Origin of the sequence: Rathayibacter sp. AY1H2 (assembly GCF_002931985.1) — a bacterium.
GTDB lineage: Bacteria > Actinomycetota > Actinomycetes > Actinomycetales > Microbacteriaceae > Rathayibacter.
Genome location: NZ_PSUV01000003.1, coordinates 184,790 through 197,488, shown reverse-complemented (window position 1 = coordinate 197,488; position 12,699 = coordinate 184,790). Strand labels below are relative to the sequence as shown.

Below are 12,699 nucleotides of genomic sequence, written 5' to 3'. Positions count from 1 at the left end.
CTCGTTCACGAGGCCTTTCCGATAGCACATTCCGCTCGGATACTCGATGCCGTCCTGATGGGCCTCCTGGTCTACCGGCTCCCCACCCCCTTCCTCCCGGGGAGCGTCCCGCTGGCCCAGACGGCGCTGGCCGCCCTGGTCCTCGTCAGCCTCTTCCGGCGGCCCACCCGCCGTCTCGGACGGGCCGCCTGGTACCCGTGGCTGTGCCTCGCCCTGCTCGCCTTCGTCCTCGCCGGCTCGTCCTTCGACGGCCTCGACGCCCTGCGCCGGGCGGCGAACATCGCGCTCGTCATGCTCGCCGCGGGCTTCCTCGCGAGCGGGCGGATCGACGTGGTCTCGGGGCTCAAAGGACTCGCCGCGGCCCTGTCGCTGAACGCTGTGCTGTTCGTCGCGGGACTCGCCCCGGACAGCTACCAGGGCGCCCTGACCGGCTTCCTCCAGGACAAGAACGTGGCCGGTCTCGTCTACGGAGCGGCGGCACTGCTGGTCTCGGCGCTCGGCTCGCGGCTGTGGCTGCGGATCGGCGTGCTCGCGCTCGGAGCCGCTGCGGTCGTCGCCACCGACTCCCGCACGTCCATGGCGGCCTACGCCTGCGCGCTCGTGTGTCTCGTCGCGGCGCCGTACCTGCGCCTGCTCTTCCGCGCGCTCCTCGGCGGCGGCCTCGTCCTGCTGTTCCTCTGGGCCGAGCGGAACCTGGCGACGGCGGGCGACTACGGGGTGGAGCGGGCCGGCTCCGACGCCCTGCGCGCCCGCATCCTCGACGCCTCGGTCGACAAGGTGGCGCTCTCGCCGTGGACCGGCTCCGGACTCGGCGAGGCGACCGCGCGGGTCGACGGGATCGACTGGTTCTTCCACAACTCCTACCTGGCGCTGATGGCCGAGGGCGGCGTCGTGCTGCTCGTCGGCGTCGTCGGCACCGTGCTCGTGGCCGGCTTCGCGACGACGGCCGCCGGGGCCGGGAGCCGCCCGGGGCACGCGGTCGGCGCGGCGAGCATCCTGGTGCTGCTGTGCGCGACGCAGCTGGGCGAGGTGTTCTTCGCCCCGATCTCGTTCGTCGTGATCGGCGCGGGTCTCGCTCTGCTCGCGGAGCGGTCCGCTCGCGCCCGCGCTCTGCCGCCGGAGTAGCGCCTCCCGCGTCCGCCCGATCCGGCGCGGATCCGCGGGTCCGGGGCGCGGAGGTCCCGGTCGGCGGGCCCTTCCCGGCGCGACGGAGGTCGCCTGGTGGGGCCCCGGCCGACCGCCGCTCAGACGCGGCCGCGCTCGCGGACCGCGTCGCGGAGGACCGCGCGGACGCCCGCCCACATGTGCCGCGCGTTCAGCTCGGCCAGCACCCGCTCCCGGCCCGCGCGGGCGACCTCGGCCCGCTTCCCGTCGTCGCTCAGCACCGCCTCCAGCACCGCCGCGATCCCCGCTGGATCGTGCAGGGGCAGCGAGAAGGACGTCTCGCCGTCGCGGACGTAGCCGGTCATCGCGGCGCTCGCGGTGACCGCCGTGCAGGTCCCGCAGCCGGAGGCCTCCAGCAGGACGCTCTGGCCCGTCGGGTAGGCGAGGTCGTGGCTGGTGACGACGACGAGCTCGGCGTCGCGCAGGTTGTCGCGGTGCCGGCCGACCGGGACGGGATCGTGCAGGACGACGTTGGCCGGCAGGGCCCGGGACGGCCGTCGCGCAGGAGTGGTCACGATGTCGAACCGCCGGTGCGGCAGGCGCTCGGCGGCGGCGACCAGCGAGTCGAAGTCGCGCCCGCGGTCGACCCCGACGGCGAGCACCTCGAACCGCTTCGGACGCGGCGGAACGGGCCGGTAGTAGTCCGAGTCGACCCCGAAGAGCACCGGTGCGATCCGCCGCTCGTCGACGCCGTGCCGGGCGAAGAGCTCGCGCTGGTTCTCGCTGAGCACGATGATCCGGTCCACGCCCTGGAGCAGCCGGACCACCTGTCGGCGCCGCTGCGGCGAGCCGGTGAGCAGCTCCTCCGCCCACCAGCAGGAGAGGACCACGAGCGGCGTGCGGCCGTACGGCCCGAGCCGCGCGCGCCGGAGCAGGGCGGGGAGACCCGCCTCCGGCTCGAGGACGCAGAGCACCGCGTCGGCCGAGCGGACCGCCCGGAGCGCGCGCAGCTGCGTGTCCACGTTCAGCCCCGTGCGGTGCTCCACGACGTCGCGGAGCTTCACGTGCGCGGGCCGAGACGCGTGACCGGGGACGAGGAGCCGCGTCGAGTCGTCCCGGAGGAGGTCGGCCCGGTACGGCAGCCTCCCGCGGGCGAAGGGCTCGCCCGGAGCCAGGCGCAGTGTCGAGTGCTTGAGGAACAGTCCGAGCACTCTGAGGACTTCCGGTTCGCGGGTCATCGTCGTCCTTTCCCGAGGGAGGAGGAGAGGCTCCCCGCGGCATTCCCCGGAAAGCGGATCGGTCTCCTGGCGGGAGGATCAGGAATCATCGGAGAGGGCCATCCGCGCCAGAAGTCCGTCGATAGCCGACTTCCCGGAGGACGGGGAGTAGGAATCGTTCCAGCGGGCACGATCCCTCTCCCGCGACTCCGATAGTCCTCTCTTCTTCCGGGCTCTGATCAGCTCGGCCAGAGCCCGCGGATCCCCGGCTCGGAACGTGGCGTCGATCGACGGGCCGACGACCTCGGGGAGCGCACCGGCATCGCTCACCACCACGGGGACGCCGGCCGACATCGCCTCCGTCACGACCAGGCCGAACGACTCCGGCTGCACCGACGGCACCACCAGGAGGTCGATCCGCGCGAAGAGGTCGCCGGGCTCGATCCACCCCGGCCGGTCCACCAGAGCGGCGACCGGAGCGAGGGCCGCCTCCACCTCGCGACGCTCCCGCTCCGCCACGAACCGGGGCTCGCCCGCCAGCACCAGGCGATACGCGCCCGGTTCCCCGGCCTCCAGCAGCGCCAGCGCCTCGGTGAGGACCCGCACCCCCTTCGCGAGCGAGGGACGCCCGAGGAAGCCGAGGACGGTCGTCCCGTCCTCCCGCTGCCGCGCCTCCGGCAGGTCGACGCGGCGGCTCCAGTTCGGCAGCACGGTCGACCCGGGGACGACCCCCGCCAGGTAGCGGGAGGGGACGAGGGTCGCCAGGGCGCCGCGGCGGGCGACGGGCGCGAGCAGCCGCTGCAGGCCGGACGGGCGCTGGTGCAGGTGCACGATCCGCCGCGGACGCCCTGCCGTCGCGACGGCCGGCACCAGACCGTTGCACCACAGCACGCCCTCGCGGGAGGTGGCGTCCCAGCGCCGCAGCGCGCGCATCCAGGCGGGTCTGCCCGCGGCCTCGAGCTCGACGACCCGGTGGCCGGCGGCGAGGGCGGCGGCGACGAGCGCACGCGGCTCCGAGGGGCCGACGACCACGACAGGCACCTCGAGCGCCTCGAGCGCCTCCGCGATGCTCAGCAGCATCACCTCGCCGCCGCCGATGTCGCCGTTGTTGGTCGCGAGCGCCACCGGAGGCCGCCCGGCGCCGCCCGCTCCCCCGTGGATCATCCGCCGCCCCGCCCGCCTCCGTGCGGTGCCCCCGCGGCCCGCGCGCCCATCCTCACCGAGACGAGCGCCCGGCTCCACCGGGCCCGGCCGGGCTCCGCGGGCCGCGGGAGCGCTGGAATACTGACCGGATGGAGCTCGTGGGCGTTCTCTGGGCCGACGAGGCCGTGCCGCTCGTGTCGGCGTTCGTCCACCGGCGGGCCGACGCGGCGGGCCTGCGCGCACTCGTGCTCAAGGGACCGACCGCCGCCGCCGACCGGCTCCGGCCGCCCCGCGCCTCCGGCGACGTCGACCTTCTGGTCGCCCCCGACGACCTGCCCGGGATCCTGGCCCTCCTGGCCGCCGACGGCTGGACCGAGCGGCCCTGGCCGGACGGACCGACGCTCGCGGCCAAGCACTCGCGCTCCTACCGGCACGCCGCGTGGCCGGTCGACATCGACGTGCACTGGCGGTGGCCGGGATTCCTCGTGCCGCCGCGCGACGCCTTCGAGGCGCTGTGGAGCCGGCACCGGATCGTGGAGCTGGCCGGCCGTCCGGTCGCGACCGCGAGCGTCGCCGACTCGGCGCTCGTGCTGGCGCTGCACGCGCTCCGCGACGCCTGGCAGATCACCGACCCGCGCCTCACGCGGCCCTCCGACTACGACCTGCTCGTCGAGGCGGTGGCCGCCCGCGCGCAGCTGCACGCTCCGCTCCGGGCGGCGGCGGAGGAGCTCGGCGCCGTCCAGACCGCGCAGCCCTTCCTCGATGCGCTCGGCATCCGCGCGCGCGCCGGGGAGGTGCCCGCGGCCGAGCTGCGGGCGTGGCGGATCAACGCGAGCTCGCCCCACGCCTCCGCGGGGTGGGTGCAGGCCGTGCGCGCGGCCGGCTGGCGGCAGCGGCCGCTGCTCCTCGCCCGCGCCGTCTTCCCCGCTCCCCACGCCCTGCGCGCCGCCGACCCCGCCATCGGCCCGCGCCGGATCGACGTGGCGGCCGGCTGGTGGCGGCGGCTGCGCCGCGGCGCCCGCACGGCTCCGCTCGCGTGGGACCACCTCCGACGGACGGACAGGACCTGACATGACCCGCCGACTGATCCGCGCCCCCTTCGGGCTCGGCGTGCGCTTCACCTTCGACGACACCGTCCCCGACCGCTTCGTGGCGGAGGTGGAGGAGTCGTGGAACGACGTGGACGACGACGCCGATCGCCCGGGCTCCGAGTACCGGGTGTCGCTGACCGAGCCGATCGGGGAGCCGGGAGTGATCGCGCAGCCGACCGAGGACGCCCTCGCCGAGCACATCGGCGCCGCGCTCACCCTCGCGGCGGCCGACGCCTGCGAGGGCCGGCTGCTCAGCGTGCACGCCTCGGCGGTCGCCCTGACCGACGGCCGCGTCGTCGCGTTCGTCGGCCGGCCCGGTGCCGGGAAGTCGACCCTCGTGAGCCTCGCCGCTCGGCGGTACGGGTACGTGACCGACGAGACGCTCGCCGTCCGCCGCGACGGGCGGGTGCTGCCGTTCCGGAAGCCCGTCGCCCTCCTCGACGGCGGCGACTGGAAGCGGCACCGCTCTCCCGCCGTGATGGGCCTGCAGCCGCTGCCGGACGCTCCGCTGCGCCTGGCCGCCCTGCTCCTGATCGCCCGCGACCCGTCCGGCCCGGCGGAGCCCCGGCTCGAGCCGATCGCCTTCGACGAGGCGCTCTCGGTGCTGCTGCCCGAGCTGAGCCACTTCGCACGGCTGCCCGCGGCGCTGCACCACCTCGCGGGGCTGCTCGACTCCGTCGGCGGGGCCCGGGTGCTCCACTACCGCGAGGCGGAGACGGTGCTGCCCCTCCTCGAGCGGATCGGGGAGCCGTCGCCGGTCGTCGCCGACGCGCCCGAGGCCGATGCGGCGGCGCCCGGCCCGGGTCTGCTCGCGCGCGCCGCCGGCGTCGAGTGGGTCGAGCGCGACGGAGTGGTCAGCTGCCTCCTCGACGAGCGGGTCGAGACGCTCACCGGGATCGGCCCGGTGCTGTGGCGTGCTCTCGGGACGCCCGCGACGGTCGACGCGCTGACCGGGGCCGTCGTCGCCGAGCACGGCGCCCCGCCCGCGGGCGACCCCCGGGCGCACGTCGAGGCCGTGCTCGACGCGATGGTCGAGCACGGCCTCGTGGTCCACGGCGCCTGACGGCGCCGAGCGCGCGGCTAGCCCGTGCGGACGTTCGGCCCGACGGAGCCGCGGGCGATGAACAGGTCGAGCAGGTTCACGAGCCCCACCGCGCGGATGTAGAGCGCCGCGACGTCGTAGCGGCCGACGGGGAGCGCCTCGAGGGCGGCGGGCCCGGTCGGGTTGGTCGAGCGGTTCTGCGCGTTGACGTCGATCTGGATGACGTCCCGGAGGGCGGCGAAGACCGGGGTGATCGCGGTGGTGACGACGGCTCCGACGAGAGCCGGCAGGGCCGCGAGCAACGGGTTCAGCACGTTCAGGACCAGGGTCAAGACGCTGGCGGCCACGTCAGGGCTGTTCAGCGGGGTCCCGAAAATCCTGATGTTCTCGCGCAGCCTCTGCGTGAGAACAGTGACCAGAGTCGTCGTGAAAGCGGTCAGGGCTGCTGCCGGAACGCCGAGACCGCTGTCCACGAGGAGAGTCGAGTTCGGTGGCAGGTTGTTGAGGAAGGCGGAGTAGGAGCCGAACTGCGTGCTCCCGGGCTGCCCGGGAGCAGGACCGAGAAGCGAGGCGAGATCGATCGTCAGCGTCGCCGGAGTCGTCCCGAGGCTCGCCTGGATCGGCTGACCTCCGCCGGGCAGGTTTCCCGCCAGGATGGCGGCGACGTCGACCGTGACAACAGCGACCGTGGCAACACGAATGTCTTCGATCAGAGCAAGGGCGTTCCTCACCGCGGTGACGAGAGCTGTCAGCGCCGTCGACGTGAGCACCAGGTTCAGCCTGGTGATCTGGTAGTCGCGCTGCAGGTTGTCCGACCCGGGCACGCAGGCCGACTGAAGAGCAGCGCGTCCGGTGACGGCGCCGATCTGCAGGGTGAGCCCGGCAACGTTGGTCAGGAGGTCAGACAGATCCGGCCTGCCGACGGCGGCGAGGATCGCCTGCAGGTTGACGGTGCCGAAGTCGGGGTAGCTCCCCGAGGTCGGGGTCAGCGCCAGCTGGCCGGCATTGGTGATCGCACCGGAGGCTCCGCGGACGGTGCCGGTGGTGCTCGCCTCCGCGTACTGGTTGAGGGTGCCGACGCCGGCGGGAGCCGCCAGCGTGAGGAGGGAGGAGAGCGTGCCGGTCAGCCCGGTCGCGTTCACGGCGATGCCGTTCAGTACCGTGGCGTTGACGCCGCCCGTCACGACGACCGGGTCGGGCGGATTCGGTCCCGACGCCGGCGCAGTCGCCGTCACGCCCGAGACACCGGCGACATTGTCGAGGTTCACGCCGCCGAGGAAGCCGCTGAGGAGGCGTCCGCGGGCGACCGCCTGGAAGACCGTCCCCACCGGGAAGCAGCTGATCGAGACGGCGGAGGCGGACTGCGCCAGCATCACCGCGGGCACCGACCAGACCGCTCCGGCCACGACCGTCCGCCGTGCGAAGACGCCCGCGGAATTCGCGCTCTTCTTCTCGCTCTTATCGCTGATATCGCTGGATGCGAGCGGATTAGACTCCGACATTGGCGGCCCTCCGGTGCTGTCGCTCGACGTACACCCCTTGGCGCGTCGGCGGCAAACATAGCGAGAGAGGCGTCGCCATAAGAGGCGCTGGCGGATTTCTACTCGCACTGGCGGTGATCAGCGGAGAGGACGCGGAGAAGATGGCAGAGGACCCCCGGCTCCTTCTCTGGCGGCGCCGCCCGGACACGGCCTCCGTCGATCTGAACGGGCGCGTCCTGGTGCTCCCGCTGGACGTCTCCCCGATGGGCAGCCCCTACGCGCTGCGCGAGAGCGTGGCCGCGACCTGGCGGGCGCTCGACGACGAGCCGCAGGACTTCTCCGGCCTGGCCGACCGGCTCGCCCGCCTCCACTCCACCGATCCCGGCGCCATCGCCGACGACCTGGCGCGCGTGCTGAGCGGGCTGGAGGAGCTGCTTCTGGTCGAGAGCAGCCCGCGCGGCGAGGAGTCCCGATGAGCGTCGCGAGCGTCGTCGTCCCCAGCTACGCGGGGGCGGCCCGCCTGCCCCGCCTCCTCGCCGCCCTCGCGGCTCAGACCCACCGCGATCTCGACGTGGTCGTGGTCCTCGACGGCGTCGTCGACGCCAGCGAGCGCGCCCTCGACGCCTCCCCCGTGCCCGTGCGCCGCGTCGTGCTCCCCGAGAACCGGGGGCGCTCCGCCGCGCTCACCGCCGGCTTCGACGCCGCGCGGGGCGACGTGCTGATCCGCTGCGACGACGACCTCGAGCCCGGCCCGGGCTGGGCCGCCGCGCACGTCGGGGCCCATCGGGACGCGGTCGTCGGCGTCGTCGGCCTCTGCCCCGACGTCGACCCGGGCACCGCCTACTCCCGCGCCTACGGCCGGCCGGCCGGCGAGCGCTTCCGCCGCGGCGCCTACGCGGCGGGTTCCGACGCAGCCTGGCGCTACTGGGGCGGCAACGTCTCGGTGACGCGGGCGACCTACGACCGGGTCGGCGGCTACAGCACCGACTACCGCGAGTACGGCTGGGAGGACGTCGACTGGGGCTACCGGCTGCACCGCCTGGGAGTGCCGGTGCGGATCGAGCCCGGCGCCGAGGCCCTGCACCACGGCGCTTCCGTCTCGGCGGCGGTCCGCAGCCGGCGCGCGTTCCTCTCGGGGGCGGCCCGCCGCACGTTCGAGCGGCTGCACCCCGAGCAGGTGCGGGAGGCGGTGCCCGCGGCCGGCGCATGGGACGCGGCCGTGCGCCTCCTGGCCCGCGGCGGGAGCGAGCGGCGGACGGCACTGGTCGCGGGATTCGCGGACGCCGCGCTCGGAGTGGTGCCCCGCCCGGTCGGCGAGAAGCTGGTCGCGCTCGCCGTCGAGTCCGCGGCGATCGCGGGCTACGACCGCGGCAGAGGGCGTCCCGCGCACGGGTGACGGCGGCGCGGATCGACGGATCCGCGGGCCCGGCAGCGGCGCCGACGCCGCGCGGGAGCCGATCTAGGCTCCCCCGCATGCGAGTCCTTCTGGTGGGCGGAGCGGGCTACATCGGGAGCCACACCGCCGTCGCGCTCCTCGAGAGCGGCCACGAGGTGCTGGTCGTGGACGACCTCTCGCACGCGAGCGAGCGGACCCTCGACGCGGTGGAGGAGCTGACCGGCTCGGTGGTCCCCCGCCTGATCGCCGACGCGCGCGACACGGCCGCGCTGACCCGCTTCCTCGCCGCCCACGGACCGGTCGACGCCCTGGTCCTGCTCGCCGGGCTCAAGTCGGTCGGCGACTCGGTGCGGCGGCCCCTCGAGTACTGGACGGTCAACGTCGGGCTCGCCACCGCGGCGTTCTCGGTCGCAGCGGAGGCGGGGATCCGCACCGTCGTGTTCTCGAGCTCGGCGGCCGTCTACAGCCCGGGCGGCGCGATGCCGGTCGGGGAGGACTCCCCCGCCGGGCTCAGCGCGGCGAGCCCCTACGGCGCGACCAAGCGCGTCATCGAGGAGATCCTCGGCGACGCCGCGCGCGCCGATCCCCTCCTGCGCGCGGTCAGCCTCCGCTACTTCAACCCCATCGGCGCGCACCCGTCGGGGCGGATCGGCGAGGATCCGGCCACGGCGCCGGGGAGCCTCCTGCCCGTGCTGACACGGGCCGCAGGCGACCCCTCCCGGTGCGTCGACGTCCTCGGCGACGACTACCCGACCCCCGACGGCACGGGGCTGCGCGACTACATCCACGTCTGCGACCTCGCGGCCGGGCACGTCGCGGCGCTCGAGCGCGCGCGGCCCGGGCACCGCGTCTACAACCTCGGCACGGGCTCACCGACGAGCGTCCTCGAGCTGATCGACGAGGTCGAGCGGGCGAGCGGGGAGACGGTCCGGTGGCGGGCCGTGGGGCGCCGGCCGGGCGACCTCGCCGCGAGCTGGGCCGACCCGGCGCGCGCCGACCGGGAGCTGGGCTGGCGGGCGGTGCGCACCGTGCGCGAGGGCGTCCGCGACCAGTGGCGGTGGCAGACCCTGCAGCGCATCGGCGTCTCCTGATCCTTCCGGCACGGCGTCACTGAAAGAGTGACTTCTTCCTCTCCGCGACTCTCCTCCATCGTTGTGATCTCCGAGGGAATAGCGCCTCCGCGACGCACTCCAGACGATCCTCGCCATTCCGCTCGCGGCTTATCCGGATTATCGGACTCTCCTTTCCCCGTCGTTCTGCGACGACTCGTACTCGCCTTTCGATTCCTTCTCCACGAGCCGGTTAGCTTCTACTGCACTGCTGATCGGTCACCGACGACGGATAAGCATTCGGAGCCGCTCCCGTCTCCGGATGGCCGCCCGATCCTCACCGCACGCCCGGGGGAAGGGGCCCATCATCACTGCCGTCATCGACGCGACCACCCGTTCCCGATCCGTCCCCCCGGTCGGTCCCGGCCTGATCGTGCACGAGTGGGTCGAGCGCCGCGGAGGCGCCGAGCGCGTGCTCGAGGCGATGACCGAGGCCTTCGCCGACGCCGACGTCCGCGTCCTCTGGAGCGACTGCGCCGAGGTCGTCGGCAGGCCCGTCTCGGAGTCCTGGCTGGCGCGCACGCCGCTGCGCCGCCACAAGGTCCTCGCCCTGCCGGCGATGCTGCCCACGTGGCGGCTCCCGGTCGGCGCCTCCCGCGAGTGGGTGCTGGTCAGCTCGCACCTCTTCGCCCACCACGTCCGCACCAGCGGACCGACCCGCAAGCTCGTCTACGCGCACACCCCGGCCCGCTACATCTGGGAGCCCGACCGCGACGGCCGCGGCAGCAGCCTCGCCGCCCGCACCGCGAGCCTGCTCCTCAAGCCGATCGACCGCCTCCGCGCCGCCGAGGCCTCCTCCATCGCGGTGAACAGCCTCTTCACCGGGCAGCGGGTGCGCGACGCGTGGCACCAGCCGTCGAGGGTCATCTACCCGCCGGTGAACACCGAGCTGCTCTCGACGATCACCGACTGGCGCTCCCCGCTCGACGACGACGAGCTGCGCCTCCTCGACTCGCTCGCGCGGCCGTTCATCCTGGGCGCCTCGCGGTTCGTCCCCTACAAGCGCCTCGAGAAGGTCATGGACGCCGGAGCCCGCACCGGGCTGCCGGTCGTCATCGCCGGGCACGGCCCCTGGGAGGCGCGGCTCCGCGCCTACGCCGAGGAGATCCGGGCCGACGTGACCTTCGTCATCTCGCCCTCCGACCAGCTGATCCGCGCGCTCTACGCGCAGGCGCTCGTGTACGTCTTCCCCGCCGTCGAGGACTTCGGGATCATGCCCGTCGAGGCGATGGCCTGCGGGACGCCGGTCATCGGGACCGACATCGGCGGAGTGCGCGAGAGCGTGTCCCTCGCCGGCGGGGGCGTCATCGCCGACCTCGAGGGCGATCCGGACTGGAGCGACCTGCTGCGCCGTGCGCTCGCGCTCGACGTCGACGCCTTCCGGGCCCGGAGCCGGGTCTTCTCGCGCCGGCGCTTCATCGCCGAGATCCAGGACTGGGTCGCCGAGCAGACCGCCTGACGACGGCGCTCCCCGCCGCGGGAGGCCGTCCGTGCGCGCGTCACCGTGCGTGCGGACGACCCTCCCGCGGCGGGATCAGAACAGGCCGCGCGGGGGCTCGATCGAGGCGAGGACGCCGGGGGCGGCGATCACGCTGAGGCGGCCGACCTCCTCCGGGGTCAGCTCGGGCAGGCGCTGCGCGAGGTCGAGGAAGCGCTCGATCTCGGACTCCTCGAGCACGTCGGCGGCGAGCGTGCGGAACTTCGACACGTACTGCTCTCGGCTGAACGGGTGCGCGCCCAGCGGGTGCGCGTCCGCCACCGCGATCTCGTCGACGATCGTCGTGCCGTCCGTCATCAGGATCTCGACGCGGGCGCCGAACGCCTTCTCGCCCGGATCGGTGGAGTGGTAGCGGCGCGTCCACTCCGCGTCCTCCTGCGTGGTGACCCGGTGCCAGAGCGCGATCGTGCCGGCGCGGGCGGCCCGCTCGGGGGCGTAGCTGTGCACGTGGTGCCAGGCGCCGTCCTGCAGCGCCACCGTGAAGATGTACGGCACGGAATGGTCCAGCGTCTCGCGGGACGCGGCCGGGTCGTACTTCTGCGGGTCGTTCGCGCCCGAGCCGATCACGAAGTGCGTGTGGTGCGAGGTGTGCAGGACGATCCGCTCGACGCGCTCGGGATCGGCGGCCTCGGGGTGCGTGCGGTGCAGGCGGCGGGCGAGGTCGATCAGCGCCTGCGCCTGGTACTCGGCCGAGTGCTCCTTCGTGTACGTGTCGAGGATCGCGCGCTTGGCCTCGCCGCGGTCGGGCAGCGGGACGTCGTAGCTCGCGTCGGCGCCGTCGAGCATCCAGGCGATGACGCCGTCCTCGCCCTCGTAGATCGGCGACGGGCTGGTCTCGCCGCGCATCGCCCGGTCGACCGCCTCGATCGCCATCTTCCCCGCGAAGGCCGGCGCGTACGCCTTCCAGCTCGAGATCTCGCCCTTGCGCGACTGCCGCGTGGCGGTCGTCGTGTGCAGGGCCTGCGCGACGGCCTGCTCGATCGTCGCGACGTCGAGGCCGAGCAGCGTGCCGATCCCGGCCGCGGCCGAGGGGCCGAGATGCGCGACGTGGTCGATCTTGTGCCGGTGCAGGCTGATCGCGCGCACCAGGTCGACCTGGACCTCGTAGCCGGTGACGATGCCGCGGACGAGCTGCGCCCCGCCGATGCCCGCGTGCTGGGCGACGGCGATCAGCGGAGGGATGTTGTCGCCCGGGTGCGAGTACTCGGCCGCCAGGAACGTGTCGTGGTAGTCGAGCTCGCGCACGGCGACTCCGTTGGCCCAGGCCGCCCACTCGGGCGAGACCCGGCGGGCCGGGTCGACGCCGAGGACGACCGAGCCCTGGCCGCCGATGGAGGCGGGGTGCGCGAGAGCCTGCGCGCGGGCGGCGACGACCGGGCGGCGCAGGAGCGACGCGGTGGCGACGGCGGCGTTGTCGATGACCCGGTTGACCACCATCTCGGCGACCTCGTCGTCGATCTCGACCGGATCGGCGGCGACCTCGGCGAGCGCGTGGGCGAGCTGCCCGTGTCGCGGGAGCTCCTCGTCGCTGCGGTGGACGCGGACGTGGTGTTCGTGCACGGGCGGCTCCTTCGTCTCTCCCCCAGGCTATCGCCCGCCTCCGGCCCCGGCCGCGCGG

Annotated in this window: 11 protein-coding genes; 7 read left to right on the top strand and 4 right to left on the bottom strand. The window is 74.4% G+C overall.

The features are described from left to right. Window positions 1-57 precede the first annotated feature (57 nt). Window positions 58-1,125 carry an O-antigen ligase family protein gene (locus C5C29_RS04500; RefSeq protein WP_104307991.1) on the top strand — a complete coding sequence of 356 codons (1,068 nt, stop codon included), beginning with the start codon at window positions 58-60 and terminating at the stop codon, window positions 1,123-1,125. Between the two features lie 119 nt (window positions 1,126-1,244). On the opposite strand, the gene C5C29_RS04495 is transcribed toward C5C29_RS04500, so the two are convergent. Further along, a complete protein-coding gene (locus C5C29_RS04495; RefSeq protein WP_104307990.1) occupies window positions 1,245-2,342 on the bottom strand; it encodes a glycosyltransferase family 4 protein in 1,098 nt (365 codons plus the stop codon). A 78-nt stretch (window positions 2,343-2,420) separates the two neighbouring features. Continuing rightward, window positions 2,421-3,485 carry a glycosyltransferase family 4 protein gene (locus tag C5C29_RS04490; RefSeq protein WP_104307989.1) on the bottom strand — a complete coding sequence of 355 codons (1,065 nt, stop codon included), beginning with the start codon at window positions 3,483-3,485 and terminating at the stop codon, window positions 2,421-2,423. Window positions 3,486-3,613: 128 nt separating this feature from the next. On the opposite strand from C5C29_RS04490, the gene C5C29_RS04485 reads away from it, so the two are divergent. Together C5C29_RS04485 and C5C29_RS04480 are read left to right on the top strand one after the other, a co-directional pair. Continuing rightward, complete coding sequence (locus C5C29_RS04485; RefSeq protein ID WP_104233575.1) at window positions 3,614-4,534, top strand: nucleotidyltransferase family protein; 921 nt, start codon at window positions 3,614-3,616, stop codon at window positions 4,532-4,534. Window position 4,535: 1 nt separating this feature from the next. Next, window positions 4,536-5,618, top strand: a complete 1,083-nt coding sequence (locus C5C29_RS04480; protein ID WP_104307988.1) for a PqqD family protein — start codon at window positions 4,536-4,538, stop codon at window positions 5,616-5,618. 17 nt (window positions 5,619-5,635) lie between these two features. Here C5C29_RS04480 and C5C29_RS04475 read toward each other — a convergent pair whose 3' ends face one another. Beyond that, window positions 5,636-7,099 carry a choice-of-anchor G family protein gene (locus C5C29_RS04475; RefSeq protein ID WP_146083456.1) on the bottom strand — a complete coding sequence of 488 codons (1,464 nt, stop codon included), beginning with the start codon at window positions 7,097-7,099 and terminating at the stop codon, window positions 5,636-5,638. A gap of 140 nt (window positions 7,100-7,239) precedes the next feature. On the opposite strand from C5C29_RS04475, the gene C5C29_RS04470 reads away from it, so the two are divergent. The 4 genes from C5C29_RS04470 (at window position 7,240) to C5C29_RS04455 (ending at window position 11,042) form a co-directional block, all read left to right on the top strand. Further along, window positions 7,240-7,554 carry a hypothetical protein gene (locus tag C5C29_RS04470; protein WP_146079006.1) on the top strand — a complete coding sequence of 105 codons (315 nt, stop codon included), beginning with the start codon at window positions 7,240-7,242 and terminating at the stop codon, window positions 7,552-7,554. After that, entirely contained in the window at window positions 7,551-8,474 is a 924-nt protein-coding gene (locus C5C29_RS04465) for a glycosyltransferase family 2 protein (RefSeq protein ID WP_104307986.1), read from the top strand. The genes C5C29_RS04470 and C5C29_RS04465 overlap by 4 nt, the downstream gene beginning before the upstream one ends. Window positions 8,475-8,551: 77 nt before the next feature. Beyond that, on the top strand, window positions 8,552-9,565 hold the full coding sequence (galE, locus tag C5C29_RS04460; protein ID WP_104233571.1) for a UDP-glucose 4-epimerase GalE: 1,014 nt from the start codon (window positions 8,552-8,554) through the stop codon (window positions 9,563-9,565). A 280-nt stretch (window positions 9,566-9,845) separates the two neighbouring features. Continuing rightward, window positions 9,846-11,042 (top strand): glycosyltransferase, encoded by a 1,197-nt coding sequence (locus C5C29_RS04455; protein ID WP_104227213.1) that lies wholly within the window; start codon window positions 9,846-9,848, stop codon window positions 11,040-11,042. A 75-nt stretch (window positions 11,043-11,117) separates the two neighbouring features. On the opposite strand, the gene C5C29_RS04450 is transcribed toward C5C29_RS04455, so the two are convergent. Next, window positions 11,118-12,641 carry an MmgE/PrpD family protein gene (locus C5C29_RS04450; protein WP_104233570.1) on the bottom strand — a complete coding sequence of 508 codons (1,524 nt, stop codon included), beginning with the start codon at window positions 12,639-12,641 and terminating at the stop codon, window positions 11,118-11,120. Window positions 12,642-12,699: the final 58 nt, after the last annotated feature.

Bases quoted from the DNA above. Each gene is read 5' to 3' on its own strand.
- C5C29_RS04500 (WP_104307991.1), top strand. From the start codon at position 58: ATGGGCCTCCTGGTCTACCGGCTCCCCACCCCCTTCCTCCCGGGGAGC.
- C5C29_RS04495 (WP_104307990.1), bottom strand. From the start codon at position 2,342: ATGACCCGCGAACCGGAAGTCCTCAGAGTGCTCGGACTGTTCCTCAAG.
- C5C29_RS04490 (WP_104307989.1), bottom strand. From the start codon at position 3,485: ATGATCCACGGGGGAGCGGGCGGCGCCGGGCGGCCTCCGGTGGCGCTC.
- C5C29_RS04485 (WP_104233575.1), top strand. From the start codon at position 3,614: ATGGAGCTCGTGGGCGTTCTCTGGGCCGACGAGGCCGTGCCGCTCGTG.
- C5C29_RS04480 (WP_104307988.1), top strand. From the start codon at position 4,536: ATGACCCGCCGACTGATCCGCGCCCCCTTCGGGCTCGGCGTGCGCTTC.
- C5C29_RS04475 (WP_146083456.1), bottom strand. From the start codon at position 7,099: ATGTCGGAGTCTAATCCGCTCGCATCCAGCGATATCAGCGATAAGAGC.
- C5C29_RS04470 (WP_146079006.1), top strand. From the start codon at position 7,240: ATGGCAGAGGACCCCCGGCTCCTTCTCTGGCGGCGCCGCCCGGACACG.
- C5C29_RS04465 (WP_104307986.1), top strand. From the start codon at position 7,551: ATGAGCGTCGCGAGCGTCGTCGTCCCCAGCTACGCGGGGGCGGCCCGC.
- galE (WP_104233571.1), top strand. From the start codon at position 8,552: ATGCGAGTCCTTCTGGTGGGCGGAGCGGGCTACATCGGGAGCCACACC.
- C5C29_RS04455 (WP_104227213.1), top strand. From the start codon at position 9,846: ATGGCCGCCCGATCCTCACCGCACGCCCGGGGGAAGGGGCCCATCATC.